16 protein-coding genes are annotated in these 17,118 nt (G+C 63.3%); 15 read left to right on the top strand and 1 reads right to left on the bottom strand.

Annotation, left to right across the window (positions count from 1 at the left end):
* The first annotated feature begins 78 nt into the window (after window positions 1-78).
* The 11 genes from urtA to ureC all read left to right on the top strand — a co-directional run bounded on the left by urtA (window position 79) and on the right by ureC (window position 10,027).
* Complete coding sequence (gene urtA, locus TM49_RS00515; RefSeq protein WP_045679080.1) at window positions 79-1,374, top strand: urea ABC transporter substrate-binding protein; 1,296 nt, start codon at window positions 79-81, stop codon at window positions 1,372-1,374.
* Between the two features lie 87 nt (window positions 1,375-1,461).
* Entirely contained in the window at window positions 1,462-3,102 is a 1,641-nt protein-coding gene (urtB, locus tag TM49_RS00510) for an urea ABC transporter permease subunit UrtB (RefSeq protein ID WP_244464767.1), read from the top strand.
* Window positions 3,099-4,280 carry an urea ABC transporter permease subunit UrtC gene (gene urtC / locus TM49_RS00505; protein WP_045679078.1) on the top strand — a complete coding sequence of 394 codons (1,182 nt, stop codon included), beginning with the start codon at window positions 3,099-3,101 and terminating at the stop codon, window positions 4,278-4,280. Before urtB ends, urtC begins: the two co-directional genes overlap by 4 nt.
* Entirely contained in the window at window positions 4,277-5,035 is a 759-nt protein-coding gene (urtD, locus tag TM49_RS00500; RefSeq protein WP_045679077.1) for an urea ABC transporter ATP-binding protein UrtD, read from the top strand. Before urtC ends, urtD begins: the two co-directional genes overlap by 4 nt.
* A 248-nt stretch (window positions 5,036-5,283) precedes the next feature.
* Window positions 5,284-5,979, top strand: coding sequence for an urea ABC transporter ATP-binding subunit UrtE (urtE, locus tag TM49_RS00495; protein ID WP_045679076.1), 696 nt, complete (start codon window positions 5,284-5,286; stop codon window positions 5,977-5,979).
* A gap of 240 nt (window positions 5,980-6,219) precedes the next feature.
* The gene (locus TM49_RS00490; protein WP_045679075.1) at window positions 6,220-7,035 is read left to right on the top strand and encodes an urease accessory protein UreD; all 816 of its coding nucleotides are present in this window, start codon (window positions 6,220-6,222) and stop codon (window positions 7,033-7,035) included.
* A 16-nt stretch (window positions 7,036-7,051) separates the two neighbouring features.
* The gene (locus TM49_RS00485) at window positions 7,052-7,354 is read left to right on the top strand and encodes an urease subunit gamma (protein WP_045679074.1); all 303 of its coding nucleotides are present in this window, start codon (window positions 7,052-7,054) and stop codon (window positions 7,352-7,354) included.
* 9 nt (window positions 7,355-7,363) lie between these two features.
* Window positions 7,364-7,618: a DUF1272 domain-containing protein gene (locus TM49_RS00480; RefSeq protein WP_045679073.1), complete on the top strand. Its 255-nt coding sequence runs from the start codon at window positions 7,364-7,366 to the stop codon at window positions 7,616-7,618.
* A 10-nt stretch (window positions 7,619-7,628) separates the two neighbouring features.
* A complete protein-coding gene (locus TM49_RS00475) occupies window positions 7,629-7,934 on the top strand; it encodes an urease subunit beta (RefSeq protein WP_045679072.1) in 306 nt (101 codons plus the stop codon).
* 2 nt (window positions 7,935-7,936) lie between these two features.
* A complete protein-coding gene (locus TM49_RS00470; protein ID WP_045679071.1) occupies window positions 7,937-8,293 on the top strand; it encodes a GFA family protein in 357 nt (118 codons plus the stop codon).
* A gap of 21 nt (window positions 8,294-8,314) precedes the next feature.
* Window positions 8,315-10,027, top strand: coding sequence for an urease subunit alpha (ureC, locus tag TM49_RS00465; RefSeq protein ID WP_045679070.1), 1,713 nt, complete (start codon window positions 8,315-8,317; stop codon window positions 10,025-10,027).
* Between the two features lie 108 nt (window positions 10,028-10,135).
* Here the strand turns inward: ureC and TM49_RS00460 are convergent, their stop codons facing one another.
* Window positions 10,136-11,488 (bottom strand): formimidoylglutamate deiminase, encoded by a 1,353-nt coding sequence (locus TM49_RS00460; protein WP_045679069.1) that lies wholly within the window; start codon window positions 11,486-11,488, stop codon window positions 10,136-10,138.
* A gap of 82 nt (window positions 11,489-11,570) precedes the next feature.
* Here TM49_RS00460 and hutI point away from each other — a divergent pair, with 82 nt between their 5' ends.
* From hutI to hutU, 4 genes are all read left to right on the top strand, one after another.
* Entirely contained in the window at window positions 11,571-12,785 is a 1,215-nt protein-coding gene (gene hutI / locus TM49_RS00455) for an imidazolonepropionase (RefSeq protein ID WP_045679068.1), read from the top strand.
* Window positions 12,782-14,317 carry a histidine ammonia-lyase gene (gene hutH / locus TM49_RS00450; protein ID WP_045679067.1) on the top strand — a complete coding sequence of 512 codons (1,536 nt, stop codon included), beginning with the start codon at window positions 12,782-12,784 and terminating at the stop codon, window positions 14,315-14,317. Before hutI ends, hutH begins: the two co-directional genes overlap by 4 nt.
* A 214-nt stretch (window positions 14,318-14,531) precedes the next feature.
* Window positions 14,532-15,335 (top strand): N-formylglutamate deformylase, encoded by an 804-nt coding sequence (gene hutG, locus TM49_RS00445; protein WP_045679066.1) that lies wholly within the window; start codon window positions 14,532-14,534, stop codon window positions 15,333-15,335.
* Window positions 15,336-15,350: 15 nt separating this feature from the next.
* Window positions 15,351-17,027 (top strand): urocanate hydratase, encoded by a 1,677-nt coding sequence (hutU, locus tag TM49_RS00440; RefSeq protein ID WP_045679065.1) that lies wholly within the window; start codon window positions 15,351-15,353, stop codon window positions 17,025-17,027.
* The last annotated feature ends 91 nt before the right edge of the window (window positions 17,028-17,118 follow it).

Here is a 17,118-nt window from a genome sequence, read left to right as displayed (position 1 = left end):
ATCGATAGTAACCCTCAGGCGTCCTTCCGGGCGCTGTCCGAACGCCTTTCGAAAGGCGATTTTTGTTGAGGGGAAATCATGAATTTCAAAAACATCATTGCGACTGCCGCGCTCGGCACCACGATTGCCGCCAGTACCGCCTTCGGTGCCTTCGCCCAGGAAGACACGATCAAGGTCGGTATCCTGCATTCGCTGTCGGGCACCATGGCGATTTCGGAAACGACGCTGAAGGACGCCATGCTGATGCTCATCGAAGAGCAGAACGAGAAGGGCGGCCTTCTCGGCAAGCAGCTTGAAGCCGTCGTCGTCGACCCGGCCTCCGACTGGCCGCTCTTTGCCGAAAAGGCGCGCGAGCTGATCGAGAAGGACAAGGTTGCCGCCGTGTTCGGCTGCTGGACCTCGGTGTCGCGCAAGTCCGTGCTGCCGGTGTTCGAGGAGCTCGACAACATCCTGTTCTACCCCGTCCAGTATGAGGGCGAGGAAAGCCAGCGCAACGTGTTCTACACGGGTGCGGCGCCGAACCAGCAGGCCATTCCTGCCGTCGATTACCTGATGGAGAACGAAGGCGTCGAGCGCTGGGTTCTGGCCGGTACCGACTACGTCTATCCGCGCACGACCAACAAGATCCTGGAGGCCTACCTCAAGGACCACGGCGTTGCCGAAGAAGACATCATGATCAACTACACGCCGTTCGGCTTCTCCGACTGGCAGACGATCGTTTCCGACATCAAGAACTTCGGTTCGGAAGGCAAGAAGACGGCGGTGGTCTCCACCATCAACGGTGACGCCAACGTGCCGTTCTACAAGGAACTCGCCAACCAGGGCATTTCGGCTTCCGATATTCCGGTCGTTGCCTTCTCGGTCGGTGAGGAAGAGCTTGCCGGTCTCGATACCGCGCCGCTGGTCGGCCATCTCGCCGCCTGGAACTATTTCCAGTCCGTCGATACCGATGCCAACTACGACTTCATCGATGCCTGGCATGCCTATACCGGCGACGATGCCCGCGTGACCAACGACCCGATGGAAGCCCACTATATCGGCTTCAACATGTGGGTGAAGGCGGTCGAAAAGGCCGGCACCACCGATCCGGACGCCGTCATCGACGCCATGGTCGGGATTTCGGTACCGAACCTGTCCGGCGGCTACTCGGCAATGATGCCGAACCACCACATCACCAAGCCGGTGCTGATCGGCGAGATCCAGGATGACGGTCAGTTCGACATCGTCTACGAGACCCCCGGCCTCGTCGCGGGTGATGCCTGGTCCGACTTCCTGCCCGACTCGAAGAACCTGATCTCCGATTGGCGCGCGCCGATGTCATGCGGCAACTTCAATGTCGAGACCGGCCAGTGCGGCGGCATGGCTGCCCAGTAATCTGAATATCGGTATCGGGCGCGACAAAACGCGCCCGATGAACAGGGGTGGCGATCGCGTGAGCGATCGCCCAATTCGGGGGCGCACATGTCATCGCTTTATTGCATGCGCTATTTCAGGACTGTCTTTCTAGCATTCATTTTCATTCTGACATGTGCGTCCCTTCCTTCTTGGGCCGCTGACGACCTCGAGGCGAAGATCAACCGGTTCGCCACCTCATCGGGCTATGGCCAGACGGAGGAGATCGTCAAGGAACTCGCCGCCACCGGCGACAGCGACATCGTTCCCGTTCTCAATGCGCTTTCGGCCGGTGATCTCTATTACCGCGAGGACGACGGCAAGGTCTTCATCACCCGCAAGGCGTCATCAAGCCGCAATCTGCTTCTGGTTGATCCGCTGACCGGGGAGGAAGCCGGCGAAGTCGCCAAACGCGACCTCGAAAAGGTCGGCGTCAACAACAACCTCCGCCGCGCGATCGATGGTGCGATCGCCGGGCTGACGCTGATGAGCGACAACCGCAATGTCCGCCTTTCGGCCGCCCGCGCGATGATGAGCGCGCCGAGCGAGGACAATCTCGCCCTGATCGAGCAGGCGCTCGAGACCGAGGAAGACGGCGAGGTTTCTTCCGCGCTGGAACAGGCCCGCGCCGTCTCGATCCTCAATTCCGGTCGCAGCATTGAAGCCAAGGCAGATGCGATCGACGACATCGTCGCCATTGGCGGTCGCGATGCCATCTCCATCCTTCTCTCTGCCCGCGGCAGCCTCGAACCCGAGCTGCAGGACGAGGTGGATGCCGCTCAGGCCAAGATCGAAAAGCGGCTCGCCTTCTGGGATGCTGCTCAGAATGTCTGGTACGGCCTGTCGCTCGGTTCGGTTCTGCTGCTTGCGGCCATCGGCCTTGCCATCACCTTCGGCGTCATGGGCGTCATCAACATGGCTCATGGCGAGATGGTGATGATCGGGGCCTATTGCACCTTCATGGTGCAGGAGGTGATCCGCACCTCCTATCCTGGCCTTTTCGACTGGTCGCTTGCCATCGCCCTGCCGATCGCCTTCATCGTCACCGGTGCCGTCGGCCTCGTCATCGAGCGCGGCGTGATCCGCTTCCTCTACGGCCGCCCGCTCGAAACCCTGCTCGCCACCTGGGGTGTGTCGCTGATCCTGCAGCAGGCGGTGCGCACGATCTTCGGGCCGACCAACCGCGAAGTTGGCAACCCCTCGTGGATGTCCGGCTCGTTCGATCTCGGCGGGCTGATGATCACCTGGTCTCGCCTCTGGATCGTGCTGTTCTCGCTTGCTGTCTTCGCCGGCCTTCTGCTGCTGATGAAGCGCTCCGCCTTCGGCCTGCAGATGCGCGCGGTTACTCAGAACCGTCGCATGGCGGCTTCCATGGGCATCCGCACCCCCTGGGTCGATGCCTTCACCTTCGCGCTCGGCTCCGGCGTCGCCGGCCTTGCCGGCGTGGCGCTGTCGCAGATCGATAACGTCTCGCCCAATCTCGGCCAGTCCTACATCATCGACTCATTCATGGTCGTGGTCTTCGGCGGTGTCGGCAATCTCTGGGGCACCTTCGTCGGCGCCTTCTCGCTCGGCATCCTGAACAAGTTCCTCGAGCCCTATGCCGGCGCTGTGCTCGGCAAGATCCTCGTTCTCGTCTTCATCATCCTCTTCATCCAGAAGCGGCCGCGCGGTCTCTTCGCGCTCAAGGGAAGGGCGGTGGAATCATGATCACCTCTTATCTGCTTCGCTCGCTCGATCGCAAAGTCATCATCGCGATTGCCATCCTTCTCGGTGTGGCATTGCTGGTACCGGTGCTCAACCTGCTGATCCCGGCATCCAGTCCGTTCCACGTGCCGACCTATCTGGTGTCGCTGTTCGGCAAATACCTGACCTATGCGTTGCTGGCGCTCTCGCTCGATCTCGTCTGGGGCTTCTGCGGCATCCTCTCGCTCGGCCACGGCGCCTTCTTCGCGCTCGGCGGCTACGCGATGGGCATGTATCTGATGCGCCAGATCGGTCCGCGCGGCGTCTATGGCGACCCGATCCTGCCCGATTTCATGGTGTTCCTGAACTACAAGTCGCTGCCCTGGTTCTGGCATGGCTTCGACATGTTCTGGTTTGCCATGCTGATGGTGCTGCTGGTGCCGGGCGCGCTTGCCTTCGCCTTCGGCTGGTTCGCCTTCCGCTCCCGTGTCAACGGCGTCTATCTCTCGATCATCACCCAGGCGATGACCTATGCGCTGCTGCTCGCCTTCTTCCGCAACGACATGGGCTTCGGCGGCAATAACGGCCTGACCGACTTCAAGGACATCCTCGGCTTCTCGGTGCAGGCCAATACGACCCGCTCGGCGCTGTTTGCGGCCTCGGCGATCTTCCTCGCCATCGGCCTGTTCATCGCCTCGGCGATCGTCCGCTCCAAGGCCGGCAAGGTGCTGGTCGGCGTGCGCGATGCCGAAAGCCGGGTGCGCTTCCTCGGCTATCGGGTCGAAAACTACAAGCTCTTCACCTTTGTCGTCTCGGCGATGATGGCGGGCGTTGCCGGTGCGCTCTACGTACCGCAGGTCGGCATCATCAACCCCGGCGAATTCGCACCCGCAAACTCGATCGAGGTCGTCATCTGGACCGCTGTCGGCGGCCGGGCAACGCTGATCGGCCCGATCATTGGCGCCGTTCTCGTCAATGGCGGCAAGACGATCTTCACCGGACTCTTCCCCGCATTCTGGCTGTTCGCGCTCGGCGGCCTGTTCGTCGCCGTAACCCTGTTCCTGCCGAAGGGCATCGTCGGCACCATCGCCGGGCGGTTTGCCGGACGCAAGGCGGCGGGCGACACCGACGATCGTCTTCGTCATTCGGAAGAAGCCGAAAGCGGCATGGATACGCTCGCGACCGAGGAGGCTGCCCGATGAGCCCGCAGGAAAAACGCGCCAAGAGCCTGCTCTATCTCGATAACGTCTCGGTCTGCTTCGACGGCTTCAAGGCTTTGAACAGCCTCTCCTTCGTCATCGAGCCTGGCGAATTGCGGGCCGTCATCGGCCCGAACGGGGCGGGCAAGACGACGATGATGGACATCATCACCGGCAAGACGAGGCCGGATACCGGCGAGGTCTTCTTCTCCGACACGATCGACCTTACCCGCAAGGACGAGGCCGACATTGCCCAGCTCGGCATCGGCCGCAAGTTCCAGAAGCCGACCGTGTTCGAAGGCCACACCGTATGGGACAATCTCGAGCTGGCGCTGAACCGCAGGCGCGGGGTGTTCTCCACCCTGTTTTATGCGCTCACCGGTGAGGATCGCGACAGGATCGAGGAAATCCTTGAAATCGTCCGGCTGACGGACCGCAAGGACGAACTCGCCGCCTATCTGTCTCACGGCCAGAAACAATGGCTCGAGATCGGCATGCTCCTGGCGCAGGAGCCCAAGCTGCTTCTGGTCGACGAGCCCGTCGCCGGCATGACCGATGCCGAGACCGTCGAGACCGCCCGTCTCCTGCGCGAGATCGCCAAGACCCGCGCCGTCGTCGTCGTCGAGCACGACATGGGCTTCGTCCGCGACCTCGGCGTCAAGGTCACCTGCCTGGCCGAGGGCTCGGTGCTCGCCGAAGGGTCGATCGATTTCGTGTCGAACGACCCGAAGGTCATTGAGAATTATCTGGGGCGGTGAGGGGATGATGATCGCTGAGGTCGGTTCTACAGTGCGCACCTGCCTGGATCCTCGGGTCAAGCCCGAGGATGACGCCTATGGGAAGGGCGGGTTTGTCAAAGCGAACTCAGCATCCCTGTCCTCCGCAATAGCATGTGCCGAGAAGGCGCATTCCGTCCCTAATGCGTCATCCTCGGGCTTGACCCGAGGATCCAGGCGGCTGGTTTCGGCCTGCCGGCATCCTTCCCTTGCGAAAAAGGTACATCGCCATGCTGACCATTGAAAACGTCAACCTCCATTACGGCGCGGCCCAGGCTTTGCGTGGGGTGTCGCTTTCCGCCGAGATGGGCAAGATTACCTGCGTGCTGGGGCGCAATGGTGTTGGCAAGTCGTCGCTACTCCGGGCGGTGACCGGTCAGCATCCGATCTCCGGTGGCTCGATTGCCTTTCAGGGCGAGCCGCTGGACGGTCTGGCGCCCTACAGGCGCGCCAAGCGCGGCGTTGGCTATGTGCCGCAGGGTCGCGAGATCTTTCCGCTGCTGACGGTGCGCGAAAACCTCGAGACCGGCTTTGCGCCGCTGAAGTCGAGCGACCGGACCATACCGGACGATATCTTCAGCCTGTTTCCCGTGCTGCAGACCATGCTGTCGCGACGCGGCGGCGATCTTTCCGGCGGCCAGCAGCAGCAGCTGGCCATCGGCCGCGCCATGGTCACCAGGCCCCAGATCCTGGTGCTGGACGAGCCGACGGAGGGCATCCAGCCCTCGATCATCAAGGATATCGGCCGCGCCATCCGATACTTGCGCGACACCACCGGCATGGCGATCCTGCTGGTCGAGCAGTATCTGGATTTCTGCCGTGAACTCGCCGACCAGGTCTATATCATGGACCGCGGCGAGATCGTCCATCAGGGCCCGGCCGAGACGCTCGATACGGCCGAAGCGCGCCGGCATCTGACGGTTTGATGCTTCCGCACGCAGGCTGCGGAGAAAATGTGCGCATCGAAACGGCAGTTGCTGCAATAACGCTCATGTGATCGGATCATCCTGCCGTATTCGCCGGACGCTGCGGGAGAAAAAGAAAAGTCTCCCTCGAGCGGCACGAAACTTGCTTTTTCCTCGGTGAACCACAGACGGGGAAGAAATAACAATGATCGGTGCGAGAGAATGCGGCCAGGAAAAAGCGTGCCCGAAAGCGGGGTGTTGATGCCCATGATGCCGGCCAGCCCGCAGCGGACCTTCGGACGAGGCGAGGTGAAGGCCAAGTATTCGCGCGGGCGCACGCGCCTCGACGAACTCTATCAGGATGGCGCGGCCAAGATCCGCATTCCCGAAAGCTTCGACGGCCGTATGGAGGCCGTACTGATCAACACCTCCGGCGGGCTGACCGGCGGCGACCGGCTGCAATGGGTCATGGCAGCGGAAGCCGGCACGGCACTGACGGTCACCACCCAGGCCTGCGAGAAGATCTACAAATCCGACAGCGGCCCCGCGTCGATCGATACGGAACTGCGCGTCGAGGGCAGCGCCCGGCTCGACTGGCTGCCGCAGGAGACGATCCTGTTTGACGATGCCTCGCTCAATCGCAGGCTCGATGTCGACCTGGCGGAAGATGCCGAATTTCTGGCCATCGAGGCGGTACTGCTCGGCCGCAAGGCAATGGGCGAGGCGGTGCGCTACGGCAATTTCCGCGATCGTTGGCGGGTCCGCCGCTCCGGCACGTTGATCCACGCCGAGGACGTGCGCATGACCGGCGATATCGAAAACCTGGTGGCGCAGACGGCGGTGCTCGGCGGCGATGTCGCCTTTGCGACGCTGCTCTACTTCGGGCCCCGCGCCGAGGCGCTGATGCCCAAGGTGCGCGAGGCACTCGGCACGGCTGCAGCCGGGGCGAGCGAATGGAACGGCAAGCTGGTCGCGCGTATTGTCGCGGCCGATGGCTATGCCCTGAGAAAAAGCCTTATACCGGCACTACGGGTCTTGCGGGACGGCGAGAATCTGCCGAAAGTCTGGCATCTGTGAAATCGAGGAACGACGCATGAACCTGACGCCGCGTGAAAAGGACAAGTTGTTGATCTCCATGGCCGCCATGGTGGCCCGGCGCCGGCTGGAGCGCGGGGTGAAGCTCAACTATCCGGAAGCGATCGCGCTGATCTCCGATTTCGTCGTCGAGGGCGCCCGCGACGGCCGCCCCGTTGCCGAGCTGATGGAGGCCGGTGCCCATGTTATCAATCGCGACCAGGTGATGGATGGCATCCCCGAGATGATCCACGATATCCAGGTGGAAGCGACCTTCCCGGACGGCACCAAGCTGGTGACCGTGCACGAACCGATCCGCTGAGGCAGGGATATGCTCGATCTTCGCCCCAATTGCGAATGTTGCGACAAGGATTTGCCGCCGGAAAGCACCGAGGCGATGATCTGCACCTACGAATGCACCTTCTGCCGCGATTGCGTGGAGGATGTGCTGAAGGGCGTGTGCCCGAATTGCGGTGGCAATTTCGCCCCGCGCCCGATCCGGCCCGCAGCCTCTCTTGCGAAAGATCCGGCGTCCACGGTGCGTGTGCTGAAGGCGGAAGGCTGCGGCCCCCGCCAGCTTGCTTGAGGAGACTTTGATGATACCCGGTGAACTCATAACCGCCGATGGCGAAATCGAGATCAATGCTGGCCTTCCGACGGTCACGGTCACTGTTTCGAACACCGGTGACCGGCCGGTGCAGGTCGGCAGCCACTACCATTTCTTCGAGGCCAATCCCGGCCTCGATTTCGAGCGTGAAAAGACACGCGGCATGCGGCTTGATATCCCCGCCGGCACGGCGGTGCGCTTCGAGCCGGGCCAGACCCGCGACGTGACCCTGGTTCCCTTCGCCGGCAATCGCACGGTCTATGGCTTCCGTCAGCAAATCATGGGAAAGCTCTGATAATGGCGGTTCAGCACTATCACGGAAGCTGCCAGTGCGGCGCTGTCGATTTTGATGTCGAGGCCGATCTCGATCACACGGTCGCCTGCAATTGTTCGCGCTGCAGGCGTCTCGGTTCGGTGCTGACATTCGCCCCGCGCTCGAACTTCACGCTGAACAAGGGTGGCGACAGTGTCACCGAATATCTGTTCAACACGCATCATATCCATCATCTGTTCTGCAAGACCTGCGGCATTCAGAGCTTTTCCTACGCCACCGGGCCGGACGGAACTGAGATGACCGCCATCAACGTCAATTGCCTCGATGATGTCGACCCCCGCAGCCTGAAGCCTGTGCTTCACGACGGCGCGTCGGCCTGAGCCCGCGTCAAGGAGGATTCCATGCCCTTTAAAATGTCCCGCGCCGCTTATGCCTCGATGTTCGGTCCGACCACCGGCGACAAGGTTCGTCTGGCCGATACCGAGCTTTTCGTCGAGGTGGAGAAGGATTTCACGCACTACGGCGACGAGGTGAAGTTCGGCGGCGGCAAGGTGATCCGCGATGGCATGGGTCAATCCCAGGCAACGCGTGCGGAAGGCGCTGTCGACATCGTCATCACCAATGCGCTGATCATCGATCACTGGGGCATCGTGAAGGCCGATATCGGCATCAAGGACGGGCGCATCTGCGCCATCGGCAAGGCGGGCAATCCGGATACGCAGGGCGGCGTCGATATCATCGTCGGACCGGGCACCGAGGCGATCGCGGCCGAAGGCAAGATCATCACCGCCGGCGGCATGGACGCTCATATCCACTTCATCTGCCCGCAGCAGATCGAGGAAGCGCTGATGAGCGGGCTCACCTGCATGCTCGGCGGCGGCACCGGACCGGCCCACGGCACGCTTGCCACCACCTGCACGCCCGGTCCCTGGCATATCGAGCGGATGATCCAGGCGGCGGATGCCTTTCCGATGAACCTCGCCTTTGCCGGCAAGGGCAATGCCTCGCTTCCCGGCGCGCTGGAGGAGATGGTGCTTGGCGGCGCTTCGTCGCTGAAGCTGCACGAGGATTGGGGCACGACGCCGGCTGCGATCGACAACTGCCTCTCGGTTGCCGACAAATACGATGTGCAGGTGATGATCCACACCGACACGCTGAACGAAAGCGGTTTCGTCGAGGACACGGTGAGCGCCTTCAAGGGCCGCACCATTCACGCCTTCCACACCGAAGGTGCCGGTGGCGGCCACGCGCCCGACATCATCAAGATTTGCGGCCTTCCCAACGTCATCCCGTCATCCACCAATCCGACCCGGCCCTATACCAGGAACACGATCGCCGAGCATCTCGACATGCTGATGGTCTGCCACCACCTTTCGCCGTCGATCCCGGAAGACATTGCCTTCGCCGAGAGCCGCATCCGCAAGGAAACGATCGCTGCGGAAGACATCCTGCATGACATGGGGGCCTTCTCGATCATCTCGTCGGACAGCCAGGCGATGGGCCGCGTCGGCGAGGTTGCCATCCGCACGTGGCAGACCGCCGACAAGATGAAGCGTCAGCGCGGTCGCCTGCCGGAAGAAACCGGCGAGAACGACAATTTCCGGGTGAAGCGCTATATCGCCAAATACACGATCAATCCGGCCATCGCCCACGGGCTTTCCCACGAAATCGGCTCGGTCGAGGTGGGCAAGCGCGCCGATCTGGTGATGTGGGGGCCGGCCATGTTCGGCGTGAAGCCGGATCTGGTGCTGCTCGGCGGCTCGATCGCCGCAGCCCCGATGGGCGATCCCAATGCCTCGATCCCGACGCCGCAACCGATGCATTACCGCTACATGTTCGGCGCATACGGCAAGGCGCGCACCAATTCCTCGGTCACCTTCGTCTCCGAAGCCTCGCTCGACGCCGGCCTTGCCCACAAGCTCGGTGTCGCCAAGCAGCTTTTGCCGGTGAAAAACACCCGCGGCGGCATCTCCAAGGCCTCGATGGTCCACAACTCCGCCACGCCGGACATCTCCGTCGACCCGGAAACCTACGAGGTCCGCGCCGACGGCGTCGTGCTCACCTGCGAGCCGGCTGACGTTCTGCCGATGGCCCAGCGGTATTTCCTGTTTTAGCCAGCGGGCGGCCCCTTGCTCAAGCGTCATCCTCGGGCTTGACCCGAGGATCCAGCCGCTCTCGCCGCAAAGCGTGGCGGAGCGCCGGAGACGCTAAGGTCAGAAACCTCAGCCGCTCCGTGCCATCAGCGCCGTCATCGCCTTGCGGAACCGCGCCTCGATCGCTGCGCGCTTCATATGCCGGCCGCCTTCGACCTGCTTGACGCCATTGGCCCAGACGCAGTCGGGCTTCACCTGGCCGGCGAAGATGAAGCCGTCCAGGGACTGGTCTTCGCTGAGCCAGGGGGCAGCACGATTGTCGAGGGAGAAGAAGCTGGCTGGCCTGCCGTCGGCAATACCGGCCTCGATACCCATGGCCTGAGCGCCGCCGGAAAGCGCGCCGTCGAACAGGTAGCGGCCGGTGGTGCCGCCGGGTTCGGCGACGACGTTGCGGGCCCGCTCGCCAAGGCGCTGGGCATATTCGAGCTGGCGCAATTCGTCGGCAAGGCCGATCAGTACGTTGGAATCCGAGCCGACGCCGAAGGCGCCGCCGGCGGCCAGAAACCGGCTTGCCGGAAAGATGCCGTCGCCGAGATTGGCTTCCGTGACCGGGCAGAGGCCGGCAACCGCGCCGGACCTTGCGAGGCCATCGGTCTCGGCATCGGTCATGTGTGTCGCGTGGATCAGGCACCAGCGGCCATCGACGCCGGTGTTTTCAAGCAGCCATTCCACCGGGCGCTTGCCGCTCCAGGCAAGGCAGTCGTCGACTTCCTTCGTCTGCTCGGAGATATGCATGTGCACCGGGCCGTCGGTCAGGCTTGCGGCAAAGTCGAGCTCTTCCGGGGTGACGGCCCGCAGCGAATGCGGGGCGACGCCGAGGACGGCGTGATCGAGGCCGGAGACGATCTTTGCGGACGCCTCCATCAGGCGGGCAAAACTGTCGCGATCGTGGATGAAGCGGCGCTGGCCATTGTTCGGCGCCGCGCCGCCGAAATCGGAATGGGCATAGAAAACCGGCAACAGCGTCAGGCCGATGCCTGTTTCGCCGGCAGCCGCCGCGATGCGTTCCGCCATCTCGCCGATATTGCCGTAGAGACTGCCGTCCTTGTCATTGTGGAGGTAGTGGAACTCGCCGACGCGGGCAAACCCGGCCTCCAGCATTTCCATATAGAGCTGGGCTGCGATCGCCTCCGCCTCGTCCGGCAGAAGAGCGAAGGTGAAGCGGTACATCACCTCGCGCCAGCTCCAGAAATTGTCGCTGGCAGGGCCTCGGCGCTCGGCAAGGCCGGCCATGGCGCGCTGAAAGGCGTGGGAGTGAACATTGGCGATGGCGGGGACGATGATGCCGTGGCGCTCGTCGCCCGGCTGAGGCGTCTGATCGAAAGCGAGATCGGCGATGCGGCCGCCTTTGATGGCAAGTCGCGCATTGGCGCGCCAGCCCTCTGGCGTCAGAATGTTTTCGGCGAAAAGGTGTGATGCCATGCTGTCAGCCCCATTTTATTCTTGCCCGTTCTTGTGTTATGTATATACATAATAATCAATCAAACACAACAAGGGGAAAGGGATGGCTTCCGCCGCGCCGAAACTTTTTATCAACGCCCGTATCGCCACCATGACCGGCAGTGCTGATGCCGCTGATGGCGTGCTCGCCGTCGAAGACGGTCGCATCGCCTACGCAGGCCCCGAGGCGAGCCTGCCGGACCGCTGCGCAAGCTTCGAAAAGGTCGATTGCGGCGGGCGGCTGGTAACCCCGGCGCTGATCGATTGCCACACGCACCTTGTTTATGGCGGCAGCCGCGCGAAGGAATTCGAGATGCGGCTTGAAGGCGCGTCCTATGAGGAGATCGCCCGCGCCGGCGGCGGAATTGTCTCCACCGTGACCGCGACCAACGCGCTTTCCGAGGATGCGCTGGTGGAAGCCGCGCTGCCGCGTCTCGACGCCCTGCTTGCCGAAGGCGTCGCCACCATCGAGATCAAGTCCGGTTACGGCCTCAATATAGAGACCGAGCTGAAGATGCTGCGGGCGGCGCGACGCCTCGCCACGCTTCGTCCCGTCCGGATCAAGACCACCTGGCTTGCCGCCCACGCAACACCGCCGGAATACAAGGGCCGCAACGCCGCCTATATCGAGGAGGTGGCGGTTGCCGGCCTCGAGATCGCCCATGCGCAAGGTCTGGTCGATGCGGTCGATGCCTTCTGCGAGGGCATTGCCTTTTCGCCGGACGAGCTGCGGCCGGTTTTCGACAAGGCTAAGGCGCTTGGCCTGCCGGTCAAATTGCATGCGGAGCAGCTTTCCAATCTCGGTGGTGCGGCCATGGCGGCCTCCTATGGGGCGCTCTCCTCCGACCATCTTGAATATCTCGATGAGGCCGGCGCCAAGGCCATGGCAGACGCAGGTTCCGTCGCGGTGCTGCTGCCCGGCGCCTTCTACACGCTGAAGGAAAAGCAGCATCCGCCGATGGCGGCGCTGCGTGAGGCGGGTGTTCCGCTGGCGCTCGCGACCGACTGTAATCCCGGCACCTCGCCGCTGACCTCACTGCTTCTGACGATGAACATGGGCGCGACGCTGTTCGCCATGACGGTTGCCGAATGCCTCATCGGCGTTACGGCCAATGCGGCCCGTGCTCTGGGCCTAGCGGACGAGACCGGCACGCTTGAAGCCGGCAAGGCCGCCGATATCGCCCTCTGGGATGTCGATGCGCCGGCCGAGCTTGTCTACCGCATCGGTTTCAATCCGCTGTCCCGACTCTATATCGCCGGTGATGAGGTTATGCGATGACGCTTGTCCTGAACCCCGGCAACGTGACGCTCGCCACGCTGGAAGACATCTATCGCGGCGATGATGCCGTGCGGCTTGATCGCGCCTGCGACGCAGCCATTGAAAAAGCCGCCGCCCGGATCGCCCAGATCGCGGCCGGCAACGCGCCGGTCTACGGCATCAATACCGGCTTCGGCAAACTCGCCTCGATCAAGATTGATGCCGCTGACACGGCCACCCTGCAGCGCAACCTCATCCTGTCGCATTGCTGCGGCGTCGGCGCCCCGCTTGATGCGAAGGTCGTGCGACTGATCATGGCGCTGAAGCTGATTTCGCTCGGTCGCGGCGCATCGGGCGTGCGGCTGGAACTGGTGCGGTTGATCGAAGGCATGCTGGAAAAGGGTGTTGTTCCGCTCATCCCGGAAAAGGGATCTGTCGGCGCGTCCGGCGATCTCGCGCCGCTTGCCCATATGGCTGCGGTGATGATGGGAGAGGGCGAAGCCTTTTACGCCGGTGAGCGGCTTTCCGGCCGGGAAGCGCTGGAAAGAGCTGGCCTGACGCCCGTTCAGCTCGCCGCCAAGGAAGGGCTTGCGTTGATCAACGGAACACAGGTTTCGACCGCGCTGGCGCTTGCCGGCCTGTTTCGCGCCTTCCGCTGTGCCGCCACCGCGCTCGTCACCGGGGCGCTCTCCACCGATGCGGCGATGGGTTCGCCGGCGCCGTTCCACCCGGACATTCATACGCTGCGTGGCCATCAGGGCCAGATCGATGCGGCGGCAAGCTTGCGCGCCCTGCTCGAAGGCTCCGAAATCCGCGTTTCGCATATCGATGGCGACGAGCGGGTGCAGGATCCCTATTGCATTCGCTGCCAGCCGCAGGTTGACGGCGCCTGCCTCGACCTTCTGCGCCAGGCCGGCCGCACGCTCGAAATCGAGGCCAATGCCGCGACCGACAACCCGCTGGTGCTTTTCGACGACAGCGTCGTTTCCGGCGGCAATTTCCATGCGGAGCCGGTCGCCTTCGCTGCCGACCAGATCGCCATTGCGGTCTGCGAGATCGGTGCGATCGCCCAGCGGCGGATTGCGCTTCTGGTGGACCCCGCGCTTTCCTTTGGTCTGCCCGCCTTTCTGTCGAAAAAGCCGGGGCTCAATTCCGGGCTGATGATCGCGGAGGTCACCTCGGCTGCGCTGATGAGCGAGAACAAGCAGATGGCGCATCCGGCATCGGTCGATTCCACGCCGACCTCGGCCAATCAGGAAGACCACGTGTCGATGGCCTGCCACGGCGCGCGGCGGCTACTGGCGATGACCGACAATCTGGCCAACATCATCGGCATCGAGGCGCTCTGCGGTGCGCAGGGCGTGGAGCTGCGTGCGCCGCTTGTCACCAGCCTGGCTTTGCAGCGGGTGATTGCCGCCTTCCGCGTGCTGGTGCCGACGCTCGAGAGCGACCGGTACATGGCCGGTGACCTTGAGAAGGCGGCGGCGGCGGTGCGCGATGGCGTGCTGATCGATGCTGTCGGGGCAGGGGTGTTGCCGGAGATTTCGGTATGATGGCCTCGCCAATGCTGCGGGTTCCGCCCCTCACCCGGCGCATTCGCGCCACCCTCTCCCCTGCGGGGCGAGGGGGAGAGAAACAGCCCTCTCCGGAACAAGCGGAAAGGCAGAGCGGCGCCGGCGTCACCTTCTCCCCTTGGGGAGAAGGTGGCCGAAGGCCGGATGAGGGCCGGCCGGCCAGCCAGAATTCCAGACAGAGGAATATTTTCCCATGACTGATCCCGTAATCGTCAAACATGGCTCGTCGCCGGTCATCCTCGGATTCCCGCACACCGGCACCCATGTCCCGCCGGAGATCGAGGCGCGGCTCAATGAAAACGGCCGCCTGCTCGCCGATACCGACTGGCACGTCGACCGGCTGTATGACGGGCTGCTTGCCGATGCGACGACAGTGAAGGCGACATTCCATCGCTATGTCATTGACGCCAACCGCGATCCCTCTGGTGCGAGCCTCTATCCCGGACAGAACACCACGGGCCTGGTGCCGGAGACGGATTTCGACGGCAAGCCGATCTGGAACGAGGGCGAGGAGCCGACAGAGGCCGATATCGCGGAGCGGATCGAGGCTTTCCATTCCCCCTATCACGCGGCGCTGGCGGCAGAGATCGAACGGGTGCGGCGGGAGCATGGCATTGCCATTCTCTATGACTGCCACTCGATCCGCTCGCACATTCCCTTCCTGTTTGAAGGCAAGCTGCCGGATTTCAACATCGGCACCAATCTCGGCGTCACCTCAGCGCCCGAATTCGAGGCGGCGGCGCAAAGTGTGGTCGCTCATGCGCCCGGTTATGACCATGCCGTCAATGGCCGCTTCAAGGGCGGCTGGACGACGCGGCATTACGGCAAGCCGGAGACCGGCGTGCACGCCATCCAGATGGAGCTGGCGCAATCGACCCATCTGACAACCGAAGCGCCGCCCTTTGCCTATGACGAGGCCAAGGCGGAAAAGCTGCGAAGCCATCTGCAGGATATTCTCGAGCGGATCGAACGCCTGTCGTTTTCCGCACGCATGTAAAAGAGGGAACAAGCCATGACCGACAACCCGCGACACAATGCCCGCGAAATTCACGCCCCGACCGGTACGGAGCTCAACGCCAAGAGCTGGCTCACCGAAGCGCCGCTCCGGATGCTGATGAACAATCTCGATCCGGATGTCGCCGAAAAGCCGCATGAGCTTGTCGTCTATGGCGGCATCGGCCGCGCGGCCCGCACCTGGGGCGATTTCGACAAGATCGTCGACACGCTGAAGACGCTGGAAGACGACGAGACGCTGCTGGTGCAGTCGGGCAAGCCTGTCGGCGTGTTCCGCACCCATGCCGATGCGCCGCGGGTTCTGATCGCCAATTCCAACCTCGTGCCGCATTGGGCCAACTGGGATCACTTCCACGAGCTCGATAAGAAGGGCCTGATGATGTACGGCCAGATGACGGCCGGCTCCTGGATCTATATCGGTGCGCAGGGCATCGTGCAGGGCACTTACGAAACCTTCGTGGAGGCAGGCCGCCAGCACTATAATGGTGACCTCAAGGGCAAGTGGATCCTCACCGGCGGTCTTGGCGGCATGGGTGGGGCCCAGCCCCTTGCTGCCGTCATGGCCGGCGCCTCCTGCCTCGCCGTCGAATGCGATCCGACCCGCATCGATTTCCGCATCCGCACCGGCTATGTCGATGAAAAGGCCGAGACGCTGGACGAAGCGCTCGCCATGATCGATGCCTGGACGAAGGCGGGCGAGGCGAAATCCGTCGGCCTGCTCGGCAACACGGCGGAAATCCTTCCCGAACTCGTCAAGCGCGGCGTCCGGCCCGATATCGTCACCGATCAGACCTCTGCCCATGACCCGGTCAATGGCTATCTGCCGGCCGGCTGGAGCCTCGGCGAATGGCGCGACAAGGCGGAGCGCGATCCCAAGGCCGTGGAAAAGGCCGCGCGCGCCTCGATGCGCACCCATGTGGAAGCCATGCTCGCCTTTCATGACATGGGCATTCCGACCGTCGATTACGGCAACAACATCCGCCAGATGGCCAAGGAAGAGGGCTGCGAGCGCGCCTTCGACTTCCCCGGTTTCGTGCCGGCCTATATCCGACCGCTGTTCTGCCGCGGCATCGGCCCGTTCCGCTGGGCAGCCCTTTCCGGCGATCCGGAGGACATCTACAAAACCGATCAGAAGGTCAAGGAACTGCTGCCGGACAACACCCACCTGCACAACTGGCTCGACATGGCGCGTGAGCGCATTCATTTCCAGGGCCTGCCCGCCCGCATCTGCTGGGTCGGCCTCGGCGATCGCCACCGGCTTGGTCTTGCCTTCAACGAGATGGTGAAGAATGGCGAGCTGAAGGCGCCGATCGTGATAGGCCGCGACCATCTCGATTCAGGCTCCGTCGCCTCGCCGAACCGCGAAACGGAATCCATGCAGGATGGTTCCGATGCCGTTTCCGACTGGCCGCTCCTGAACGCGCTGCTCAACACCGCGTCCGGCGCTACCTGGGTGTCGCTGCATCACGGCGGCGGCGTCGGCATGGGCTTCTCCCAGCATGCCGGCATGGTGATCTGCTGCGATGGCTCGGATGATGCCGCCCGCCGCATCGGCCGCGTGCTGTGGAACGACCCGGCCACCGGCGTCATGCGCCATGCCGATGCCGGTTACGACATCGCCATCGACCATGCGAAGAAGATGGGCCTCAGGTTGCCGGGTATTCTGGGGAACTGATCGGTATTGGTTGAGGAAAATAACAAGCACCGGGGTTCCGCCCCTCACCCGGCGCATCCGCGCCACCCTCTCCCCTGCGGGGCGAGGGGAG

Source organism: Martelella endophytica, assembly GCF_000960975.1.
GTDB lineage: Bacteria > Pseudomonadota > Alphaproteobacteria > Rhizobiales > Rhizobiaceae > Martelella > Martelella endophytica.
This window is presented reverse-complemented; position numbering and strand designations above follow the sequence as displayed.